General features: G+C 65.9%; 23 protein-coding genes. 7 read left to right on the forward strand and 16 right to left on the reverse strand.

The window, feature by feature from the left end; all coding sequences use genetic code 11:
* Complete coding sequence (gene phnA / locus J2X65_RS00580; RefSeq protein ID WP_310196514.1) at window positions 1–1260, reverse strand: phosphonoacetate hydrolase; 1260 nt, start codon at window positions 1258–1260, stop codon at window positions 1–3.
* 155 nt (window positions 1261–1415) lie between these two features.
* On the opposite strand from phnA, the gene J2X65_RS00585 reads away from it, so the two are divergent.
* Window positions 1416–2315 carry a LysR family transcriptional regulator gene (locus J2X65_RS00585; protein WP_310196517.1) on the forward strand — a complete coding sequence of 300 codons (900 nt, stop codon included), beginning with the start codon at window positions 1416–1418 and terminating at the stop codon, window positions 2313–2315.
* Between the two features lie 200 nt (window positions 2316–2515).
* Entirely contained in the window at window positions 2516–3421 is a 906-nt protein-coding gene (locus J2X65_RS00590) for a LysR family transcriptional regulator (RefSeq protein ID WP_310196520.1), read from the forward strand.
* 123 nt (window positions 3422–3544) lie between these two features.
* Here J2X65_RS00590 and J2X65_RS00595 read toward each other — a convergent pair whose 3' ends face one another.
* Both J2X65_RS00595 and J2X65_RS00600 read right to left on the reverse strand, forming a co-directional pair.
* Window positions 3545–4042 (reverse strand): lipocalin-like domain-containing protein, encoded by a 498-nt coding sequence (locus J2X65_RS00595; RefSeq protein ID WP_310196521.1) that lies wholly within the window; start codon window positions 4040–4042, stop codon window positions 3545–3547.
* Window positions 4043–4094: 52 nt separating this feature from the next.
* A complete protein-coding gene (locus J2X65_RS00600) occupies window positions 4095–4928 on the reverse strand; it encodes an SDR family oxidoreductase (protein ID WP_310196524.1) in 834 nt (277 codons plus the stop codon).
* Between the two features lie 350 nt (window positions 4929–5278).
* Between J2X65_RS00600 and J2X65_RS00605 the strand changes: the two genes are divergently transcribed.
* The 3 genes from J2X65_RS00605 to J2X65_RS00615 all read left to right on the forward strand — a co-directional run bounded on the left by J2X65_RS00605 (window position 5279) and on the right by J2X65_RS00615 (window position 6698).
* Window positions 5279–5671 (forward strand): GFA family protein, encoded by a 393-nt coding sequence (locus J2X65_RS00605; RefSeq protein WP_310196525.1) that lies wholly within the window; start codon window positions 5279–5281, stop codon window positions 5669–5671.
* Between the two features lie 85 nt (window positions 5672–5756).
* A complete protein-coding gene (locus tag J2X65_RS00610; RefSeq protein ID WP_310196528.1) occupies window positions 5757–6305 on the forward strand; it encodes an N-acetyltransferase family protein in 549 nt (182 codons plus the stop codon).
* A 96-nt stretch (window positions 6306–6401) separates the two neighbouring features.
* The gene (locus tag J2X65_RS00615) at window positions 6402–6698 is read left to right on the forward strand and encodes a hypothetical protein (RefSeq protein WP_310196529.1); all 297 of its coding nucleotides are present in this window, start codon (window positions 6402–6404) and stop codon (window positions 6696–6698) included.
* Window positions 6699–6856: 158 nt separating this feature from the next.
* Here J2X65_RS00615 and J2X65_RS00620 read toward each other — a convergent pair whose 3' ends face one another.
* From J2X65_RS00620 to J2X65_RS00660, 9 genes are all read right to left on the reverse strand, one after another.
* Window positions 6857–7573 (reverse strand): HAD family hydrolase, encoded by a 717-nt coding sequence (locus J2X65_RS00620; RefSeq protein ID WP_310197366.1) that lies wholly within the window; start codon window positions 7571–7573, stop codon window positions 6857–6859.
* 5 nt (window positions 7574–7578) lie between these two features.
* Window positions 7579–8259, reverse strand: coding sequence for a ribulose-phosphate 3-epimerase (gene rpe / locus J2X65_RS00625; protein ID WP_310196530.1), 681 nt, complete (start codon window positions 8257–8259; stop codon window positions 7579–7581).
* 82 nt (window positions 8260–8341) lie between these two features.
* The gene (gene cbbX / locus J2X65_RS00630) at window positions 8342–9274 is read right to left on the reverse strand and encodes a CbbX protein (RefSeq protein ID WP_310196532.1); all 933 of its coding nucleotides are present in this window, start codon (window positions 9272–9274) and stop codon (window positions 8342–8344) included.
* A gap of 215 nt (window positions 9275–9489) precedes the next feature.
* Entirely contained in the window at window positions 9490–9909 is a 420-nt protein-coding gene (locus J2X65_RS00635) for a ribulose bisphosphate carboxylase small subunit (RefSeq protein ID WP_310196534.1), read from the reverse strand.
* A 29-nt stretch (window positions 9910–9938) separates the two neighbouring features.
* Entirely contained in the window at window positions 9939–11408 is a 1470-nt protein-coding gene (locus tag J2X65_RS00640) for a form I ribulose bisphosphate carboxylase large subunit (RefSeq protein ID WP_310196535.1), read from the reverse strand.
* Between the two features lie 141 nt (window positions 11409–11549).
* The gene (gene fba, locus J2X65_RS00645) at window positions 11550–12635 is read right to left on the reverse strand and encodes a class II fructose-bisphosphate aldolase (protein WP_310196538.1); all 1086 of its coding nucleotides are present in this window, start codon (window positions 12633–12635) and stop codon (window positions 11550–11552) included.
* A gap of 10 nt (window positions 12636–12645) precedes the next feature.
* Complete coding sequence (gene tkt / locus J2X65_RS00650) at window positions 12646–14670, reverse strand: transketolase (protein ID WP_404977634.1); 2025 nt, start codon at window positions 14668–14670, stop codon at window positions 12646–12648.
* 14 nt (window positions 14671–14684) lie between these two features.
* The gene (locus J2X65_RS00655; protein ID WP_310196540.1) at window positions 14685–15560 is read right to left on the reverse strand and encodes a phosphoribulokinase; all 876 of its coding nucleotides are present in this window, start codon (window positions 15558–15560) and stop codon (window positions 14685–14687) included.
* 10 nt (window positions 15561–15570) lie between these two features.
* Window positions 15571–16635, reverse strand: coding sequence for a class 1 fructose-bisphosphatase (locus J2X65_RS00660; RefSeq protein WP_310196542.1), 1065 nt, complete (start codon window positions 16633–16635; stop codon window positions 15571–15573).
* 184 nt (window positions 16636–16819) lie between these two features.
* Here J2X65_RS00660 and J2X65_RS00665 point away from each other — a divergent pair, with 184 nt between their 5' ends.
* Window positions 16820–17761 carry a LysR family transcriptional regulator gene (locus tag J2X65_RS00665; RefSeq protein WP_310196546.1) on the forward strand — a complete coding sequence of 314 codons (942 nt, stop codon included), beginning with the start codon at window positions 16820–16822 and terminating at the stop codon, window positions 17759–17761.
* Window positions 17762–17847: 86 nt separating this feature from the next.
* On the opposite strand, the gene J2X65_RS00670 is transcribed toward J2X65_RS00665, so the two are convergent.
* The 4 genes from J2X65_RS00670 to J2X65_RS00685 all read right to left on the reverse strand — a co-directional run bounded on the left by J2X65_RS00670 (window position 17848) and on the right by J2X65_RS00685 (window position 21057).
* Entirely contained in the window at window positions 17848–18783 is a 936-nt protein-coding gene (locus J2X65_RS00670) for a RimK family alpha-L-glutamate ligase (protein ID WP_310196547.1), read from the reverse strand.
* The gene (mch, locus tag J2X65_RS00675; RefSeq protein WP_310196549.1) at window positions 18780–19736 is read right to left on the reverse strand and encodes a methenyltetrahydromethanopterin cyclohydrolase; all 957 of its coding nucleotides are present in this window, start codon (window positions 19734–19736) and stop codon (window positions 18780–18782) included. Before mch ends, J2X65_RS00670 begins: the two co-directional genes overlap by 4 nt.
* Before the next feature lie 81 nt (window positions 19737–19817).
* On the reverse strand, window positions 19818–20714 hold the full coding sequence (locus tag J2X65_RS00680; protein ID WP_310196552.1) for a methylenetetrahydromethanopterin dehydrogenase: 897 nt from the start codon (window positions 20712–20714) through the stop codon (window positions 19818–19820).
* Between the two features lie 199 nt (window positions 20715–20913).
* Window positions 20914–21057, reverse strand: a complete 144-nt coding sequence (locus J2X65_RS00685) for a hypothetical protein (RefSeq protein WP_310196554.1) — start codon at window positions 21055–21057, stop codon at window positions 20914–20916.
* Between the two features lie 490 nt (window positions 21058–21547).
* On the opposite strand from J2X65_RS00685, the gene J2X65_RS00690 reads away from it, so the two are divergent.
* Complete coding sequence (locus tag J2X65_RS00690) at window positions 21548–21928, forward strand: 4a-hydroxytetrahydrobiopterin dehydratase (protein WP_310196557.1); 381 nt, start codon at window positions 21548–21550, stop codon at window positions 21926–21928.
* Window positions 21929–21933: the final 5 nt, after the last annotated feature.

Genomic DNA, 21933 nt, shown 5'->3' on the forward strand with positions numbered 1-21933 from the left:
TCAGCCCACCCTGTTCAGCGCGAAGTCGAAAATGTCGAAGTTGCGCAGGCGGCGGTTCTCGTCCGACTTCGCCACCGGGTGCGACAGCAGAAACGGCACCCGCTGTTCCGACAGGCCGCCATGGGAGCGCAGCCGCTCGCCGGCAAGCTGGCTGATGTCGTGGTCGGTCGCACAGGCGCCGAGCGCGACGCCGGCGTCGCCGACAGCGATGAAATCCGCCTCACGGTCCTCGGGCATCTCGAAGCGGGCGGCAGCCTCCGCGCCTCTCAGGACCAGCGCGACACCCGGCTGGCCGGCGAGGAGGTCCTGCACCGCCCGGTGGGACACGCTGCCATCCAGCACATGAACCCGCACGAAGCCGCCGAGGGCGCCGTGATGGCGCACGAACGGGTCGGTGATCGGGCAGATCACCCGTGTCGTCCCCTTGCCGAAGGCGGCGTCGAGCACGTCGCCGAGATAGGTCACGTGCGGCACGCCGTCGGGCCGGGACATGTCGGTCATGCCGTGATCGGCGGTAATGCCGACAACGGCGCCGAGCTCGATCAGCCGCGCCACCCGGGCATCCACCGCCGCCATGAAGGCCAGGGCTTCCGGGGCGTCCGGCGCGTGCTTGTGCTGCACATAATCGGAGAGCGAGAGATAGAGCACGTCGGCACGGCCGGCCTCGATCAGCCGGATGCCGGCATCGAGCACGAAGAGCGACAGCTCGGCGGAGTACTGGTCGGGCTTGTCGAGGCCGACGAAGCCAGCGGCATCGGCAATGCCGTGCTCCTCGTCGGTGGTGCCCTGCGCGCATTCGGCGGAGAAGGCGATGCCGTCGAGCCCGAAGGCCAGCGCCTTGCGCAGCTTGTCCTTGGCGGTGACCACGGCCACCTTGCTGCCGATCTCGGCGAGGCCGGCCAGGATGGTGGGCGCGCGCATCATGGCGGCATCGAGCATCATCACCGTCTCGCCGGTGGTGAGGTCGAGATAGAAATTGCCGGCGACGCCGTGAACCGCCGGCGGCGCGCCGCAGACGATCGACACGTTGTTCGGGTTGGTGAAGGTCGGCATGACGGCATCGGCGAGGGCGAAATGCCCGCGGCTGCGCATGGCGTCGAGCGCCGGGGTGACGCCGGCCTGTGCGGCGGTCTCGATATAGGTCGGATCGCAGCCGTCGAAGCAGATCACCACGGTCGTGCGCTGCGGCCTGTGGTATTGCCGTCCATTCACGACGATGCGGTCGCGCGGCGCGTGGGCGCCGGTCGTCATCATATTCATTTTACGCATTCCGTTATTAAATTGTCACACGCGAAAGCTATTATTTCTGTTTTGTTATTTCAAACTCTCGTCTCTATTGCCGTTATTATTTACTATCATCTGTGTGAGTAAAGCGATATTAGTTCTGTCATCGTGTGAGAATTTGGAACAGGCGCATGCGGCGTAGTCTTCCGCCTTTGAAAGCAGTCGTGGCGTTCGAGGCGGTGGCGCGTAGCGGCAGTGTAACCGCGGCGGCGGCGGAGCTCGGTGTCACCCACAGCGCCGTCAGCAAGCAGGTCGCGGTGCTGGAGGCCTGGCTCGGCACACCGCTGTTCGAAAGCAACCGGCGCCACATGACGGCGACGCCGGCGGGATTGCGGCTCGCCTCGACCACCGGCGCGGCGCTCGACCTCCTCGCATCGGCGGTGGACAGCTTCATGCCGGTGGACGTCGCGGAGGTTCTGGACGTCATCGCCCCGGCGACCTTTGCCATGCGTTGGCTCATTCCGCGCCTGCCGGCCTTCGAAGCGGAGTTCCGCCGGGTCGACGTCCGCGTGCGGCCGATCCACACCGGCGAGGAGTGGCGCGACATTCCGTTCGATGTGGTGATCCGGCGCGGAGAGGCCCTGCAAAGCGACCTGCGCAGCGCAACCTTGCTGCGCGAGGAGATCGGCCTGTTGGCGCGGCCGGAGGTTGCCGCAACCCTGAGACAGCCGGCGGATCTCGCCGGCGTGGCGCTGCTGGAGGCCACCACCCGGCCCGGAGAACTGGCGCGATGGCTGGTCGCGGCCGATATGTCGGTCGATCGCGCCGTCGAGGCTTCAAGCTTCGGCCATTTCTACATCGCGCTGGAAGCCTGCCTCGCCGGCCAGGGGGCGCTTGCCGCGCCGATCGAGGTGGTCGCGGACCTGCTGGCGCGCGGCGAACTCGTCGAGCCGTTCCGGGGCATCCGTGTCGCAGGCCCCAATTACCGGCTCGGATATGCACCTGCCGGCGCCCGCGCCGCGCTTGCCGCCTCCTTCGCCGAATGGGCCGTGCGTACGGCGGCGAGCGATCCAGGACCGCCAGCGCAATAACGGGTTTCGCGAACCCCATTGTCTTCTTTGCCTCCGCTCGCGCCAATGCTGGCGGCGGCACGAATGTTTCGCCGGTGTTGACGCCCGGATCACCGGGCGGGTGTTTGGACCGGGTGTAACCGGCGTCCCGGACCATGACGCTCAATGATTGATCTGATAATCTGAGTAGACATGATCGGGTTGATTAGGTCTGCTTCTCAATGGTTCCGGTCCGGCTGGATAGTTTTGATGTGTTCGTCGCGATCGTCCGCTGCGGCGGTTTCCGCGCCGCGGCCCTTGAGCGCGGCGTCTCTTCATCGGCGCTGAGCCAGACCATGAATGCCTTGGAGGAGGCTCTGGGTATTCGGCTCCTCAACCGGACGACGCGGAGCGTCTCGCCGACGGAGGCAGGACAACGCCTCCTCGAACGTCTGACCCCTGCATTGAGCGATATTCGGCTGGCTATCGCGGAGGTCGATGAATTAAGGGATCGTCCCTCCGGAACTCTACGGATCAATGCGCCGGCGCCTGCCGTCGATCATCTTCTCTGTCCGTTGGTGTTCGACTTCATGACCACCTATCGCCAGGTGAAGATCGAGATCGTGAGCGATGCGGCGGTAATCGATATCGTCGAGCAGGGGTTCGATGCCGGGGTCAGGTTCGGCAAGCAGCTGGCGCAGGACATGATCGCGCTCCCGCTTGGACCCGCACTTCGATATGCGATCGTCGCTTCACCGGATTACATCAGGAGGCACGGCCAGCCGCGGGTGCCGCACGATCTCGTAGGTCATGACTGCATCAAGCGCCGATTCCCCGGCGGCACTCTGGTAACCTGGCGATTTGCCCAGGGGGGCGAAGAGATCGAAATCTCACCCACGGGCCGCCTGACGGTCAGCGCGGCGCATAACGAACTGCAGGCGGCGCTGGCCGGCACGGGCATCGCACATGTCCTCGACGACTATGCCAAACCCCATGTTCTGAGCGGCCGGCTGGTGGAGCTTCTCTCCGACTGGAGTCCGATTTTGCCGCACTGGTTTCTGTATTACCCCAGTCGCCGCCTTCCGAGCGCTGCCATGCGCGCGTTCCTCGACTACATGAAGAACTATGACTGGCAGGCCAGTGACTGATCTGCACCCGCTGCGCCGGCAGGCAAGGCGGAAGCTCGGCTCACTCCGGTCGTGTCATGGTCCGCAAGGCGGAAGCTCGTCCGCGCAGGTCGGGCGGTGTCGAAACCCTCCATCCTTCCGGCCTCATTTGACGCGCTGGAATTCGATCCTGATTCTGGTCCCGTCGGGCCGCCGAAAATTTTCGGTCATGCGGTCGCCGGAAACGACCAGCGTCAGATCATCACGGGTGCGGACGCTGCCGACCCAGTTCGGAAACGTTGCCCCCTCGACGCGATTTCCGCTGAATTCGCCGTTCTCATCAACGGTGTAGGTTCCGAAAAACCCGATACTGCGTGACATGGCCAGGCGATTCTCATCATCCGTTCCTTCACCGCGGGCATTGGAAGCGAAGCGCGGGATGTCGGCATCGGTAAGAACTTCCACGAAGTGCATGTCGGGAGTGAAGACGAGAAGACCGTTGGGTTTCGCTCCATAGGCGGGGGTGTTTTTCCCGCCGGGGTCGATCGTCGCCGAGATCATCCGCCAGGTGCCTGCCACCTGGTTTTTTGCGACGTCCTGCGCGACGGCAGGCCAGGAGGAAATGCTGAGGGCGAGAGCGAATAATACGGGTCGAATGGACATATGGTTTGCTTCCCGATCCATGATGGCGGTGCGCCCGGGCGGTTGCCGCGGCTCACACATTCCGTCGGTCGGCGGAACCCGCCGCTTCCTGCTGCGCCTTGACAGCGGTCAGGCGCGCGGACAGCGCCTGTGAGATGGAGGAATAGGCGGTGCTGCCCAGCACCAGCCTCAGCGGCGGCGCTGCACTTTCGGAGGCGGAAATGAGCGCGGCCACGGTGCGCGCCGCGTCGCCCCTTATCTCGAAGCTTCCGTCGCTGATCGCGCGGCGAACGGCGCCGGCAGGGGTTTCCTCATAGGCCGCCAGGGGTTCCGCGCGGTCGAGATTGGCTCCAAAATTCGTGCCGGTCGGCCCTGGCTCGGCGATGATGAAGTCGATGCCGAAAGGGGCCACTTCCTGGGCGACGGATTCGACGAAGCCTTCGATCCCCCACTTGGTCGCGTGATAAAGGCTGAAGCCCGGATAAGCGATCTGCCCGCCTTCGGAAGAAACCTGGACGATCCGCCCGCCGCCCTGGCGTCGGAGAGGGGGCAGCGCGGCGCGGATCAGATGGATGGATCCGGCAAGGTTGGTGGCGATCTGCCGCTCGATCTGAGCGTTCGTCAGCTCTTCCGCAGCACCGAACAGGCCATAGCCCGCATTGCTGACGACGACGTCTATCCGACCGTGCCGCTGGAACGCGCCTTCGATGGCCAATTTAATGCTGTCCGGCTCGGCCAGGTCGAGCCGGACGACGTCCAGGTCGTCGCGGTAATCCTGCTTCAATTGGGTCAACGCATCGGAACGGCGCGTTGTCGCTGCCACCTTGTGCCCCTTGGCGAGCAGCTGCCGCGTCATCTCGAGGCCGAGCCCGGAGGAAGCGCCTGTGATGAACCATGTCTTGGACATGTGAGCTCCTCATCGGTCCATCTCCAATGTAGATCGGCGATATTGGTGGCATAAGGACTTCAATATGAGATGGCATGGTGAGGATTTTTCACGAATGCTGCGGCCCGGCCTGAACGATCTGGCCGCCTTGCGGCGATGGCCGGCCATCGCTGCTTCCGCAGGGCGGCTTCCTGCCATCGGCGCGCATGAACGAAGTTGCCGGCCGCTGCGGATCGTTCCAGGCATTGCGCCATGTTCGCAAGGACGCGATTATCGACCCGTCGGCAACCGAAGACTGATAGGTCCGCACTCGTCATAGGAGATCGTGGGGCCGTTGTTGTTCGCTCCGCGACTTGAAGAGGAAACGCGGCATGGATGGGTTCACGGGTGGGTGCCTGTGTGGCGACGTCCGGATTTTGGCGACGGGACACCCCTACCGGGTCGGCCTTTGTCACTGTCTCGACTGCCGCAAGCATCATGGGGCACTCTTCCACGCCTCCGCCGTGTTTCCGGAGAGCGCGGTGAGGGTGGAGGGCGAAACACGCGACTATGCCGGGCGGTTCTTCTGTCCGCGCTGCGGCTCATCCGTTTTCGCACGCACCGCAGACGAGATCGAAGTGAACCTGGGATCGCTGGATGCTCCCGACCAACTGAGGCCAACCTACGAAAGCTGGATCATCCGCCGCGAGTCCTGGTTGCCGCCGTTTCCCCTCACCAGTCGCTACGCCCGCGACCGCGATCCCACGAGCCGCTTCGAGGAATAGGTTGCCCGAATGGGCATGGCGGGGGAGGGCGGCTTTCAAGAGGGGACAGCGCGATGCACGAAGCAGGATCGGGGGCCAAGGCAAGATGATCGTGAACCCGGTGATCATTCGCGATTCCCGCGATGGCGACATGGAGGCCGTCCAGGCCATCTATGCTCATCATGTTCTCACCGGCCTTGCCAGCTTCGAGACCACGCCGCCCTCGACGGCGGAGCTGGCCTCCCGGCGTCAGGCGGTGCTGGCGGCGGGGCTGCCTTATCTGGTCGCGGAAAGTGGCGGGCGCATTCTCGGCTATTCTTACGCGACGGCCTATCGCCCGCGGCCGGCCTATCGGCACACGGTCGAGGATTCCGTCTATGTGGCCGAAGGCAATGGCGGGCGTGGCATGGGGGCCGCCTTGCTGGCGGAACTGATCGTGCGCTGTGAGGCCGGTCCTTGGCGGCAAATGCTCGCGGTGATCGGCAATAGCGGCAATGAAGCCTCGATCGCGCTGCACAGGCGATTGGGCTTCGAGACCGTCGGCACGTTGAAGTCGGTCGGTTTCAAATTCGGACGATGGGTGGACACCGTGCTGATGCAGAGGTCCCTGGGCGAGGGTGACCGGACCTTGCCGATTGCCAGCTCCGGGATTTAACCACGCCGGTCGCGGCCGCTCGGCTAAGGGGTAGGGGAACGTCGTTGCGCGTCAGGCGTTGAGTTTCCTGGTCCAAGCAGAGCAGGAGCGTCTGCCATGCCCAACGACGATCACGCGCTCGATTCACCCGCCGTCATCTCAGCTGTCCGCGTTCGAGCCGGATCGGCGGAGTTCGACATCACGACACTCGACGAAGCCCTGGCCTTCGCTCAGGCCAACCCGCATGCCAAGGGCGACTATGACGGCCTCATCCGTCGGCTGCAAAGTGCGGTCGACCCGGACGACGTCACCGAAGCCGGCAATGCGTTCCGGTGGTGGGCCGAGTCCAATGGCATCGCGGTGGAGGCGGGTAGCCGCCAAAGGGGACAGACGGCGTCGGCGCCACCCCGTTGATGCCGTCCTGACCGGGACGAATCGGGCCCGCCACCTCAAAGCGTGCAGGGGGCTTTCGACGCTGCCGCTCGCGCGGCGAGATCATTGACGGTCCCGCCTATGGGGTTCCTTGGCACCAAGGCCAGGGCGTCTATCCGCCCGATGGCTCTTCCCGACGCCTACCAGCCGGCATCGGCGGCCCGCCATCTGGCGATGGTCTCCAGCGAAACCGGCGGCGTATCGAGGTCAGGCACCACCGCCAGCGCGCCGGGAAAGGACTGATGGCTGGTGTAGACGCTGGGTGTCACCAATGTGGGCAGCCCGGCGGCCCGCGCGGAATCGAGCCCGTTGCGCGAATCCTCAATGGCAATGCAGGCAAAGGTCGGCATGCGCAATTCGTCGAGCACGTGCCGGTAAATGTCCGGCGCCGGCTTTTTCGCGGCCACGATGTCGCCGGCGCCGATCACCTCGAAGATGCTCGAAGACGGCACTCCGAACGCCGATTGCAGCAGCGCCTCCACATTGGCAAGGCTGGTCGTGGTGGCGATGGCGAGGCGTACGCCCTTGTCCTTCGCCTCGGAGATGAGCCGAAGCACACCGGGGCGCAGGCGCGCGGCGCCCTCCGCCACGAGTTGGGTATAGATCTCCGTCTTCGCCGCATGCATCTCGGCCACCTGCTCCAGCGCACGGGTGCCCTCGGCGGGCCGGCGGCTGGCGACGAAGGCGCGGATCCGCTCCTTGCCGCCGGTGATGTCGAGCAACTCGCGATAGAGCGGACGGTTCCAATACCAGTCGAGGCCGAAGCGGATGAAGGTCTCGTTGAAGGCCAGCCGATGGATCTCCTCCGTCTCGGCCAGCGTCCCGTCGACATCGAAGATGATCGCCTCGGCGCGCATCGCCGTCACGCCGCCTTCGCGCGCGCCTGTTCGCCGGCCGAACGAATGGCGGCGATATTGGCACGGTAGCCCTCTATTCCGCCCTTGAACACCGCCGAGCCTGCCACCAGCACGTCGGCACCGGCGGCGACGCAGCGGGCGCCGGTCTCGGGATTGACGCCGCCGTCGATCTCCAGATGGATGGGGCGGTCGCCGATCATGGCACGCAACCGCTTCACCTTCGGCAGCACGTCGGCAATGAAGGCCTGGCCGCCGAAACCGGGATTGACCGTCATCGGCAGGATGAGATCGACCTTGTCGAGGATGTACTGCACCGCGCTCTCCGGCGTTGCCGGGTTGAGGGCGACGCCAGCCTTCTTGCCCAGCGAGCGGATCACCTGCAGGCAGCGGTCGAGATGGTCGGTCGCTTCCGCCTGTATGGTGATGATGTCGGCGCCGGCCTTGGCGAAGGCCTCCAGATAGGGCGCGACCGGCGCGATCATCAGATGCACGTCGAACGGTTTGTCGGTATGCGGGCGCATCGCCTTGATGACGTCCGGTCCGAAGGTGATGTTCGGCACGAAATGGCCGTCCATCACGTCGAGATGGATCCAGTCGGCGCCGGCCGAGACGACGTCCCGCACTTCCTCGCCGAGACGGGAAAAATCGCTCGCGAGCATCGAGGGGGCGATCAGCGGAAAGGTCATGGCGTGTCCTCATCACCCGCCCGGACGAGGGCAGGGCACCTTAAAAGAAGTGGGATCACCGGCGCGTCCGCCGGCGCCGGGGTCAGCCCCGGATCGGCGGATAGCTGTCGATACCGCCGGAGAATACGCGGCTCGCCAGGATATCCTCGGCCTCGATGGTCACGAGGTCGTCGGCGGTGACCGGCCTGCCGGCGGCGAACAGGCGATTGGCCTGGCGCAGCCGGGCGCGGTCGAGCGCATTGCGCACCGAGCGGCCATTGGCGAAATGCGGCTGCAGCGACCGGAGCTCGATATAGCGGGCGAAGGCCTCGCCGGCCTCCGGCGCGAGCTTGTAGCTCATGCCGGCGAGAATCCGGTCTCCGATCGCAAAGAGCTCGCCATGCGAATAGTCGGGAAAGTCGATGTGGTGGGCGACACGCGAGCGGAAGCCTGGATTGGCCATGAAGAAGCGCTCCATGCGGTCGGCATAGCCGGCGAGGATGACGACGAGATCGTCGCGCTGGTTCTCCATTACCTGCAGCAGGATCTCGATGGCCTCCTGGCCATAGTCGCGCTCGTTCTCGGGGCGATAGAGATAATAGGCCTCATCGATGAACAGCACGCCGCCCATGGCGCGCTTGAGGATTTCCTTGGTCTTCGGGGCGGTATGGCCGATGTACTGGCCGACCAGATCGTCGCGGGTGACGGTGACGAGATGGCCTTTGCGGACATAGCCGAGCCGGTGGAGGATTTCCGCCATGCGCAGGGCAACCGTGGTCTTGCCGGTGCCGGGATTGCCGGTGAAGCTCATATGCAGCGTCGGGCTCACCGCATTGAGCCCGAAGCGGGCGCGCGCGCGGTCCACCAGCAGCAGCGCGGCGATCTCGCGCAGGCGCTGCTTTACCGGCACCAGGCCGACGAGGTCGCGGTCGAGTTCGTCGAACACCTCGGGCAGGCCGGAATTTTCGAACTCCGCCGCAAGATCCACGGTCTCATTAGCGTTGGTCGTCTTAGCGTCGTCGATCAGGGCATCCATGGGACATTTCTCCGTTCCGCTTGGTCCGGAAGGTGCAACCGCGTCTTGGGGGCCGAAGCCCATGTCGCCCGACGCCGGGATCGGCGGCGGCCGCGAGGGAAGAAAAGAGACCGGCCCGGGAGCGCGGGATCCCGGGCCGGTCGGTTCGCTGCCGTGGGAGGAACGGATCAATCAGCGAACCAGTCGGCCATGAAGACGAACCTGCCGGGTCGTCTTCAGTAACGGGTGCCCTCGGGGCGCTGGGCGGCATAGGAGCGGGTGGTGTAGCGGATGGCGCGGCCATCCACTTCCTGACGCTCCAGCGAGAAGCCGGGTTCCTCCGCCGGGCGGTCCGTGATGAAGGACAGCCGGAGAGATTCCCACGTATGGGTCGAGTCGAAGGCGCTGATGCGGATGTAGTTGTGGCCCGCGTGCGCCTTGCGGCACTCGTTCAGCTCGAACACGACGCCGGCGGCATCCTTCACGTCGAACATCGGCATGCCCCACATTTCCCAATAGGTGTTGCGGGGGTGCGGGTCGTCGGTGAACTCGATGTTCACCGCCCAGCCCTTGTCGATGCAGTACTGGATCTGCTTGGCGATCTGCGCGTCGGTCAGATCGGGCAGGAAGGAGAAGGCTCCCTGGGTCAGTCGCATGATGGTCTCCCTTTGGTCTCGTGTTGTCGTCACTCGGCCGCGGTGACCTGCGGGACGAAGTCGGGGGTGTCGGTGGACGAGTAGTTGAAGGTGACGTCCTTCCAGGTATCCAGCGCCTGCTGGAGCGGCAGGCAGTGCCTGGCGGCGGCCTTCAGAATGTCCGGCCCTTCATGGACGATGTCGCGGCCCTCGTTGCGGGCGAAGATCATCGCCTCCAGCGCGACGCGGTTGGCGGTGGCGCCGGCCTGGATGCCCATGGGGTGGCCGATGGTGCCGCCGCCGAACTGCAACACCACGTCCTCGCCGAGCAGGTCGATGAGCTGGTGCATCTGGCCGGCATGGATGCCGCCGGAGGCCACCGGCATCAGTTTGCGGGTCGAGGCCCAGTCCTGGTCGAAGAACACGCCATGGGCGAGGTTCTGCGGCACGAAATCCTCGCGGCAGATATCGTAATAGCCCTTGGTGGTGTGGGGGTCGCCCTCGAGCTTGCCCACCACCGTGCCGGCATGGATGTGGTCGACGCCGGCGAGGCGCATCCATTTGGCGATGACGCGGAACGACACGCCATGGCTCTTCTGCCGCGTATAGGTCGAGTGCCCGGCGCGGTGCAGATGCAGGATCATGTCGTTGCGCCGCGCCCATTTCGCCATGGACTGGATCGCGGTGTAGCCGATGATCAGGTCGATCATCACGATGGTCGAGCCGAGGCTTTTCGCGAATTCGGCGCGCTCGTACATCTCCTCCATAGTGCCGGCGGTGACGTTGAGATAGGTGCCCTTCACCTCGCCGGTGGCGGCCTGCGCCTTGTTCACCGCCTCCATGCAGTAGAGGAAGCGGTCGCGCCAGTGCATGAAGGGCTGCGAGTTGATGTTCTCGTCGTCCTTGGTGAAATCGAGCCCGCCCTTCAGCGCCTCATAGACGACGCGGCCATAGTTGCGGCCGGACAGGCCGAGCTTCGGCTTCACGGTGGCGCCGAGCAGCGGACGGCCGAACTTGTCGAGCCGCTCACGCTCCACGACGATGCCGGTGGCCGGGCCGTCGAAGGTCTTCACATAGGCGACCGGCAGGCGCATGTCCTCAAGGCGCAGCGCCTTCAAGGGCTTGAAGCCGAACACGTTGCCGATGATCGAGGCCGAGAGGTTGGCTATCGAGCCGTTCTCGAACAGGTCGAGATCATAGGCGATGTAGGCGAACCACGAGCCGGGCGTGTTCGGCACCGGGTCGACCCGGTAGCACTTCGCCCGGTACTTGTCGCAGGCGGTCAGGCGGTCGGTCCACACAACCGTCCAAGTGGCGGTGGAGCTTTCGCCGGCGACCGCGGCCGAGGCCTCGATCGGGTCGACGCCGTCCTGCGGGGTGACGCGGAACAGGGCGATGACGTCGGTGTCCTTCGGCTCGTAGTCGGGCTGCCAGTAGCCCATCTTGCGGTATTCCATCACGCCGGCGCTGTAGCGGTCGCGCTTCTTCTCGCCCGGTATCGTTTTGTCGATCGCGTTCATCGATCTGCTCCCATGGGTTTCCCGTCGACGCGCAACGAGGTTGCGCGCCTGAAGGCTTCACTGATTGGTTCGTCGAATGGCAGGGGCGGAGAAGGCCCCTCACCCAGCCCTCTCCCCGTCGGGGAGAGGGAACAGCGCCGTCTATTCCGCCGCCACCCGCGCGCCGCCGATCACCGGATCGAGGGAGCCCGAGGCATAGCGCTTGGCCATTGCCGCGAGCGGCAGGACCTTGATCTTCGAGGCATGGCCGGCGGTGCCGAACTGCTCGAAACGTTCCCGGCACAGGTCGCGCATGGCGTCCATTGCCGGCTTCAGGAATTTCCGCGGGTCGAACTCCGACGTGTTGGCCTGCGCCACCTTGCGGAACTGGGCGGTCATGGCGAGGCGGCAGTCGGTGTCGATGTTCACCTTGCGCACGCCGTGGCGGATGCCGCGCACGATTTCCTCCACCGGTACGCCCCAGGTCTGGGGCATCTCGCCGCCGGAAGCGTTGAACAGGTCCTGCAGGGCCTGCGGCACCGAAGAGGAACCGTGCATCACCAGATGGATGCTCGGCAGGCGGCGGTGGATCTCCTCGATCACATTCATGGCGAGGATGTCGCCATCGGGCTTGCGCGAGAATTTGTAGGCGCCGTGCGAGGTGCCCATGGCGATGGCAAGCGCGTCGACGCGGGTCGCGGCGACGAAATCCACCGCCTGGTCGGGGTCGGTCAGCAGCTGGTCGTGCGACAGCGCGCCTTCCGCGCCGTGGCCGTCCTCCTGCTCGCCGGCGCCGTGCTCCAGCGAGCCGAGCACGCCGAGCTCGCCTTCCACTGAGGCGCCGACCCAATGCGCCGCATCGACCACGCGCCGGGTGATGGCGACGTTGTAGTCGTAGTCCGCCGGCGTCTTGGCATCCTCTTTCAGCGAGCCGTCCATCATCACCGAGGTGAAGCCGTGCTGGATCGCCGACAGGCAGGTCGCCTCGTTGTTCCCGTGATCCTGGTGCATGCAGAGCGGGATCGACGGGTACATCTCGGCCAGCGCGTCGATCATGCGCGAGAGCATAATGTCGCCGGCATAGGAACGGGCACCGCGGCTCGCCTGCATGATGACGGGGGCGTCGACGGCCTGTGCCGCCTCCATGATGGCGATGCCCTGTTCCATATTGTTGATGTTGAAGGCAGGCACGCCATAGCCATGCTCGGCCGCGTGGTCGAGAAGCTGGCGAAGGGTGATGCGGGCCATTTCTATCTCCTCAGGCGCAGGTCAGGAGGTCGCAGGCGGCGGCAACCACCCCCTCGGGCGTAATGCCGAAATGCTCGTAGAGAGCGGCGGCGGGGGCGGAGGCGCCGAAGCCCTCCATGCCAACGAAGCGGCCACGGTCGCCGATCCAACGGTCCCAGCCGAGCCGGGCGGCGGCCTCGATGGCCACGCGGGGCGCGGTGCCGAGAACCTGGCGCCGATAGTCCTCGCTCTGCTTCTCGAACAGCTCCCAGCACGGCATCGACACGATGGCCGCGTCGACCCCTTTGGCGGCGAGCAGGTCGGCCGCCTTGAAGGCGATGTCGAGCTCGGAGCCGGTGGCCAGCAGGGTGACATCGCGCCATTTCTGCGGCTTGCGCACGACATAGGCGCCGCGTGCGCTCAGATTGTCGTCGGTGTGCTCGGTGCGAAAGGTCGGCAGGTTCTGGCGCGAGAGGGCGAGAACCGTCGGGGTGCCTTCCGAGGCGAGCGCGATCTGCCAGGCTTCCAGCGTTTCCACCGCGTCGGCCGGCCGGAACACCTGCAGGTTCGGCGTCGCCCGCAGCATGGCGAGATGCTCGATCGGCTGGTGCGTCGGGCCATCCTCGCCGAGGCCGATCGAGTCATGCGTCAGCACATAGACGACGCGCTGGCCCATCAGCGCGGAGAGCCTTATGCCGCCGCGGGCATAGTCCGCGAAGACCAGGAAGGTGCCGCCATAGGGAATGAACCCCTTGTGCAGGGCGATCCCGTTCATCACCGCGCTCATCGCGTGCTCGCGGATGCCGTAATGGATGTAGCGGCCGGCATATTTGCAGGGCGCGACCGAGGCGAGGCCCTTGGTGAGGGTGAGGTTGGAATGGGTGAGGTCGGCGGAGCCACCCACCGTCAGATCGGTGGCCTCGTTGATCACCGCCAGCGCCATTTCGGACGCCTTGCGGCTTGCGACATTCGGTGCGCTCTCGGAAAGGCCGCGCTTGTAGCCGAGCAGCTTCTCCTCGAAATCGGCCGGCAACCGGCCGGCGATGGCGATTTCGAACGCCTGCGCCTTCTCGGACACCCGCAGCCGGTCTTCCCACGCCTCGCGGGCCTCGCGGCCGCGGTCGGCGATCTGTTCCCAGGCGGAGCGGATGCCGGCCGGGATCTCGAAGGGAGCATGCGGCCAGCCGAGCCGGTCGCGCGCGCCCTCGATCTCGGCGGCACCGAGCGGCGCGCCGTGCACCGCCTCGGTGCCGGCCTTGTTCGGGGCGCCGAAGCCGATGGTGGTGCGGCAGGCGATCAGCGACGGCCGCTTCGAGTTGCGCGCCTTGGCGATGGCGTCGATCAGCGCGTGATGCGAATGGCCGTCGACGCGGAACACGTCCCAGCCCGCCGCCTCGAAGCGCGCCAGCTGGTCGGTCGAGGTCGACAGCGAGGTCGAGCCGTCGATGGAGATGCCGTTATCGTCCCACAGCACGATCAGCTTGCCGAGCTTCAGATGTCCCGCGAGGTCGATCGCCTCATGCGAGATGCCCTCCATCAGGCAGCCATCGCCGGCGATCACATAGGTGTAGTGATCGACCAGCTCATCGCCGAAGCGGGCATTCATCATGCGTTCGGCCAATGCCATGCCGACGGCGGTGGTCAGCCCCTGGCCGAGCGGGCCGGTCGTGGTCTCGACCCCGAGCGTGTGGCCGTATTCGGGATGGCCGGCGGTGGTCGAGCCGAACTGGCGGAACCGCTTGATCGCCTCGATGTCCATATCGGCATAGCCGAGCAGATGGTTGATCGAATACAGCAGCATCGAGCCGTGCCCGGCCGAGAGCACGAAGCGGTCGCGATCCGGCCAGTGGGGCCGCATCGGGTCGATCTTCATGAAGCGGGTGAAGAGGACGGTCGCCGCATCGGCCATGCCCATCGGCATGCCGGGATGACCGGACTTCGCCTTTTCGACGGCATCCATGGTGAGCGCACGCAGCGCATTCGCCATGTCGGCATAGGGGATCTCGGTCGCCCCTTCCTGCGGGCACAGGACCGGAACGGTGGTCTTGGTCAGCATGGTATCCTCCGGGGTCACGCGGCACGCCGCTTCTTGTCGACGAGGTTGAGGATCATCGGCGTCAGGATCAGCTGCATCGCGATGTCGAGCTTGCCGCCCGGGATCACTATGGAGTTGGCGCGGCTCATCCAGCTGCCCTGGATCATCGAGAGCAGGTAGGGAAAGTCGATGCCGCGCGGGCTCTTGAAGCGGATGACCACGATCGATTCGTCGGCCGTCGGGATCCAGCGGGCGATGAACGGGTTCGAGGTATCGACCGTCGGCACGCGCTGGAAGTTGATGTCGGTGTGGGTGAACTGCGGGCAGATATAGTGCACGTAGTCCGGCATGCGCCGCAGGATGGTGTCGGTCACCGCCTCCGTCGAATAGCCGCGATGCGAACGATCGCGATGGATCTTCTGGATCCACTCCAGGTTGATCACCGGCACCACGCCGATCTTGAGATCGGCATAGCGGGCGACGTCGATATTGCCGCTCACCACCGCGCCGTGCAGGCCTTCGTAGAAGAGCAGGTCGGTCGGTCGGGGAATGTCTTCCCAGGCGGTGAAGGTGCCGGGCGGGCCGCCGAATTCCTCGGCCTCCTTGGCATCGTGCACATAGTGACGGGTCTTGCCGGTGCCGGTGTTGGAGTAGCTGCGGAAGGTCTCCTCCAGCTCCTCGAACAGGTTCGAATCCGGCCCGAAATGGCTGTAGTGGTGATTGCCGCGCGAGGCTTCCTCGGCCATGACGCGCTTCATCTCCGCACGGTCGTAGCGATGGAAGGCATCGCCCTCGATATAGGCCGCCTCGACCTCTTCGCGCCGGAAGATTTGCTCGAAGATGCGCCTCACCGAAGTGGTGCCCGCGCCGGAAGAGCCGGTGACGGAGATGATGGGATGATGGATCGACATGCCGGCCCCCTTACGCGCGCAACAGGCCGCGCCGTCCGAAGAGCGGCGAGCGTTCGGGGAGCTGGCTGGGATCACAGTGATAGCGGGCGATGCGATCGACCTCCGCCCGCGAACCGAACACCAGGGGAATCCGCTGGTGGAGCTCGGAGGGGATGATGTCGAGGATGCGCCGCCGGCCATCGGTGGCGGCGCCCCGCGCCTGCTCCATGATGAAGGCGATCGGATTGGCCTCGTAGACCAGCCGGAGGCGCCCGTTCGCGTAGCCCTTGCGGGCGTCGCCCGGATAGAGATAGACGCCGCCGCGTGTAAGGATCCGGTACGCCTCGGCGACCATCGAAGCCGTCCAGCGCGTGTTGAAATCCTTGCCGCGCGGGCCCTCGGCCCCGGCCTGGCAATCCTCGACATAGTAGCGGATCGCATGGTCCCAGTGGCGCGCATTGGAGCCGTTGATGGCGTATTCCGTCGTCTCCGGCGGCACGACGATGCTGTCGCGCACCTTCAGGAACACGGGATTGCGCAAGACCGGATCCTGCACCTTCACGAAGCGATAGGAGGCCGGATCGAGAATGAAGATGTGGGTGCCGGCGCCGAGGGTGAGCACCAGCGCGACCTGCGGCCCGTAGACCAGGAAGCCGGCGGCGAGCTGGCGAGACCCCGGCTGCAGCAGCGCGTTGGGGCCGGTGAAGGGCAGGATCGAGAAGATCGTGCCGACCGAGATGTTGATGTCGATGTTGGAGGACCCGTCGAGCGGATCGACCGCGACAGCAAGCGTGCCGCGGGGATCGAGCGCCACCGGCTCCGGCAGCTCCTCCGAGCCCAGCACGGCGACCGGCGCCGTGCGCAGGGCGTCCATCACCAGCTGGTCGGCGAGGACGTCGAGCTCCTTCTGGCTGTCGCCATCCTCGTGATAGCCGCGCACGGCGGCCATGGCGCCGGCGAGCGGTCCGGCCGCGATGAGCTCGGATATGGCGATGCCTGCTCCCGCCAGGGCAAGCACGGTGGCAGCGACTCCCTGACGCAGGGAATCGGTCTCGGCCCACCTCTCGAGGTGGTCCTGCAATGTCTCGTGTGTCACGGCGTTTCCCCAGTGCTCGATTGGTCTTCGGACCTTTTTGGCGTGTCGTTTCCGTATGACCTTCGAGGGGGGACCCGAAGCGGCGGACGCCTTTTATTGAGATGACCTTGCCTGACTTTTCGGCGTAAGGAAATTCGAATATTCTTTCTTGTGCGTTTAGTAGTTCTGAATGCTGGAATACATCATGCGAAATGTCACGCTGAAGCAGTTGCGCGCCCTGGCGGCGGTGATCGACACCGGCACCGTCACCGCCGCGGCGCGTCAGCTCAACGTCACGCCGCCGGCGGTCACGATGCAGATCCAGCTGCTGGAGGAGCAACTCGGCCTGCCGCTGCTCGATCGCGCCGGCGAACGTTTCCAGCCCAGCGACGCCGGCCGCGAGGTGCTGGCCGCCGTGGCGCGCATAGAGCGGGCGCTGGCCGACTGCGGCGCGTCGCTCGATGCGATGAAGGGGCTGGACGCCGGGCGGGTCTGCGTCGGCATCGTCTCGACCGCCAAATATTTCGCGCCGAATGCGCTCGGCGTGTTCGCCCGCTCCCATCCCGGCATCGATGTGGCGCTGGTGGTCGGCAACCGGGAGGAGATCATCGCCGCGCTCCGCGGCGATGTTATCGATGTCGCGGTCATGGGGCGGCCACCGCTTGACATCGATGTCGACAAAACCCTGCTCGGTCCGCATCCGCATGTCATGATCGCTCCCACCGACCACCCGCTGCTCGGCCGGCGAATCACGCCGGACCGGCTCGCGGGCCTGACCTTTCTGGTTCGCGAACCGGGCTCGGGCACGCGCACCCTGATGGAGCGCTACTTCCAGGATGCGGGGGCGGAGCCGCGAATCGGCATGGAGATCGGGTCGAACGAGACCATCAAGCAGGCGGTGATGGCGGGGCTCGGTCTCTCCTTCATCTCCGCCCACACCATCGCGGCGGAGGTGGCGGACGGCCGCCTTGCCGTGCTGGATGTCGAAGGCATGCCGGTGGTGCGGCAGTGGTTCGTCGTCAAGCGCTCGGCCAAGCGGCTGACGCCGCCGGCCGCTGCATTGAACGACTTTCTCGCCGACCGCGGTTCGGAATTCCTGCCGCGGTCGATCACTCCTTCTCAAGCGCTGCTTCCGGCCGGCGGCTAGGTCTGGCCGCTAGTGGGGCCTCGCGCGGAGGCGGCCCGATCCGCTGGCCGGTGCTGTCTAGCGACGTGATGTCGGTTGGCGGATCTTCAGGCGGCCGGTGCCGGTTGCAGGCAGCCGGCGAGATGGCCCGCCATCGCGGCGGCGATGTCGGTCTCGGTGGTTTTCTGCAGGCCCTTCCAGGCCGGCATGGAGTTGACCTCCAGCATGGCGAAGCTTCCGTTCGCCTCCTGGATGAGATCGACACCGGCATAATCGGCGCCGACGGCGGCGGTCGCCGCGACGGCCATCTCGGCCGCCGGCCCTTCAAGCGAAGCGGGTTCGCCCTCGGCTCCCTGATGGATGTTGGTGATCCACCGTTCCGATCGCCGCACCATCGCCGCCACGGCGCGGCCGCCGATGACGAAGACACGCCAATCCTGATAGAGGCCGGCATGTTGCCGCCCCTCGACGAATTCCTGCAGGTAGTACACGCCGCCGACCTTGGCCGCATCGGGAAGGAGCTCGCGAGGCGCGAGGCGGCGCAACCCCTTGCCCTGGGCGCCGAAAAGCGGCTTCAGCACGGTGTCGCCCGGCGCCGAATCGATCAGCGCCTGCATCGCCGACGGGTCTTCGCGTACGAAGGTGCGCGGCGTCGGCAGCCCGGCCCTGGCGATGAGGAAACTGGTCATGCTCTTGTCGACGCAGCGCTCGATCGCGCGGGCGTCGTTCATCACCTTGACGCCGAGTTCGCGCAGCGCGTGCAGCACCCCGAGCCGCATGGTGATCTGCTCGGTCGTACCCTTGGCGATCACCCGGACGAAGGCGGCGGCCGGTAAGCCGCCGTCGAGACCGGGCAGCAGCAGCCCGTGCGACGTCTCGCCGATGGCGAAGCCGCAGTCGTTGAGCGAGAGCACGAGTACCCGCAGGCCCTCGCGCTCCAGCGCGCGACGCAGCATGCGGGTGTGCCAGTCGGCGTCTTCGGTGAAGACGACCACCAGGTCCCGCACGATATCCGGCGTCACGTCCGACACGTCCCGCCTCATGCGAAGGACCGCTCCAGTATCTCGTCGTGGAAGGCGCCGAAGGTGAAGCTTCGGCCGGTTTCCAGCGCGGTGACGGTGACGCGGGCCGGCGAGAACAGCATCGGGTCCATGGCGTAGAAATCACCCTTATAAGCGGTGAAGATCTCGGCGAAGGTGCGTCCGTGGTCACGCGAGGACGACGAGGGCAGGCCTTCGGCGAGATCGCGCGCCTCGCTCTCCGGCCCCGTCACGAAGAGCTGCACATCGCCGCCATAGAGCGTGGCGTCGTTGGTGCGGCCCATCGCGGCGACGAAGTCGGGTGCGGGCGGCGGCAGCGGCGAGGAGCCGATGCCGTCCACCACCCGGTCCAGCGGAAAATGCAGCGCATGGGTCTTGTGAAGCGCGACTTCCAATACACGTGCGACGATTTGCACCGTTCCGGCAAGACTGGATGTCGGCGTCAGGATGAGGGTGAGCCGATCGGCGGAGATGCCGCACTCCTCCGCGATCCGGGCGACGAGGCTGTCCGGCGGCGTGCGGTCGACCTCCAGCACCAGCGCGGCGTGATCGGCGCTGTCGCGATAGCCGAGCTCCTCATAGAGCTTCTCCCGCGCCCACAGCGCACGGCCGGGGCCGGAGCCCAGGGCGAAGAAATCGCCTTCGGCAAGGCTCCAGCCGGCATACTGGCTGCCGAGGCAGGCGGTGACGGGATCCAGGGTGGTCACCGTGATCATGGTGCCCCAGCGCGGGAACCTGCCGCTGGTGGCGATGCCGACGCGGCCGAGGCCCCCGAGGCAGATTTCGGCGATCCGCCGGCCTGCCTCGATGCCCCCGCGCGCGGCAATGCCGCCATCGATGATGCGGGCGCCGCAGGGGCTGCGACTTACGCCCAGCCTCAATATCTCCGCATCGGCGACAAGCGCCTCCACCATGGGCGCGGATAGCGCAGCTACGCTCGGGCGGCGCTCGCTCATGTTTCTCTCCCTCTTAGGCGACAGTTCGGCTCGTTTGTTTGTATGTCCGCCTGCCGGCCAGCGGGCGGCGATGTCCGATCGCTAGATGGCGAGCGATCGGGCGAGCTCGAACGCATCCTCAAATCCGATGTTCAGTGCGGTGTCGGTCGCGCGCATCCGCTTCAGCAGCTCATGCTGCACGCGGTATTTCAGGTGGCCGATGGCAAGCGCGCCGATGCCGAGCGCGCCGCCGCCGATCGGCTTGCCGTCATCGAGCGCGTCGATGCCGGCAATGCCCGAGGGGGGCACGGCATTGACGTCGGCGGCCACCAGCAGTCCATGCGCCTCGGCGAGATGATCGGCGGTGAGAATCTGCACGCCGGCTTTGCCGCACGCCAGCACCACCTCGGCGGCCGGAAGCAGCTTCAGCTTCTCGCTGTCGTCGCGGGCGACGGCGCTCAGGAGGTCGACGTTGAAGCGGACCTTGAAATCCGCCGCCTTCAGCCGGACGGTATAGATGTCGCGATGGCTGACCAGCGTCACCTCGGCGCCGGCCTGGGCGGCGATGACCGCGGCGATGCCGCCGACGACCCCGGTGGCGCCGTAGACCTGCACCTTGGCACCCTTGAGGCCGCCCGACCGCCGGCCGCGAAGCTTCCGCTCCACTTCGGCGATCATCGCCGCCGCGGTGGTGAAGGAGCCCGCCGGATCGACGAAGACGGAAATCTGGAAGGGCGGAAACAGCGCCGCGCGGACTTCCTTGGCCATATCGAGCGCGAGGCTGGCGTCCTTGCCTCCGATGAAGAGGCCGGTGCGGGAGGCATGATCCGGCGGACGCGAGAACATCATGTCCTGCGTCAGGTCGACGATTTCCTCCAGCTTCACGCCGGAATAGGGCAGGATGGTCGTGTAACCGGCATCGACGGCCATGTTCACGTCGAAGGGGCTGACGTGCCGAAGCGGCGAGACGATGTGAAGAATCGGCGCTATGTCCGCCATGGCGTTTCATTCTCCTAGGTGGAATCGGGCCGTTGCGGCCTCTGGTCGGGAGAGAGGAATAGCGACGCGGGCTTCTGCCAATCCGCCGCTCGGCGCTGCTCGTCGCAGGCAAGCCTTTCGATCCGCGCCCCGGCATTGCTGCCGCGCAAGCAGTCGAAGGCCAAGGAGGCGACGCGCGGGGCTGCGCGCGCCTCGTTCGTCAGTCTCTCAGCTCTTCCAGCATGCCGATGAAGGCAAAGCCGGCAGGGTCCCAGGAGCTCAGCTCGATTCCGGCACGGCCGGCATCGACGAGACACGGCACCAGCTTGGCGAGCCGACGTTTCGTATAGCGGCCGCCCCGCATTGCTGCCTAGTGCTCGCCGGGAATTCTCTGCATTTCTCCAGCGGCTTTGCCGAAATGCCGCAGGTTTTCTTGCCGTCTGGCATCCGGCGGTGCAGGCCAAGCCGACGTGCGGCATTTTCGACCGTCACCTGCGCCCAAGCGGCATTTCGCGCGCCGGCGCCGGGCCGGGGGCCGGCCGCGAACGCAAAGGGGGCGGCCGCCATGCCCGAGCGCCGGTCCGGCCTTCCCGTGGGAGCGACGAATCCAAGCCGCGGACAGGGCGGGGCGGTGATTCGCACCACCTCATTCCGACCGGTCTCGCGTGCCGCCTCTAAGCTGAGCGTTGTGCTGATCACGAGCGTTTCCTCGCCGCCATGGTAAAACCAGCTGGCTTCCGCCGACAAGCGGAACTGAGCGGAAGAGGGTTTGCGGCGACGGCCTCCGGCATGGTACCGAATCAGAAAATCGGTTCGCGACAGAACGGGCCGGAAGACCGGGAGGACGGGACGCGATGGCGGTCGATCCTAAAAAGACATTCTCCGACAAGGAGATAGAGGAGCGTCTGAAGATCGAGCTGCCCAAGTGGCGGCTGGAGGACGGATGGATCCGGCGAACCTACCGCACCTCGAGCTGGAAGGGCACGCTGATGGTGATCAATGCCGTCGGCCATCTTGCCGAGACCGCGTGGCATCATCCCGACCTCACCGCCTCCTATGCCTGGGTGGAGGTGCGGCTGATAAGCCATGACGCCAAGGGTGTCACCGAACGCGACTTCCAACTGGCTAGAAAGATTGAGGAATTCATCTCCTGGCGCCCCGGCTCGGAAGAGGGGAGCGCGCTGTCGGGGACGCCGGAGGGCGATCTCCGTTTTGCTTACATCAAGCATGATTGAGCGCA

Source organism: Ancylobacter sp. 3268, assembly GCF_031456575.1.
Lineage (GTDB): Bacteria > Pseudomonadota > Alphaproteobacteria > Rhizobiales > Xanthobacteraceae > Ancylobacter.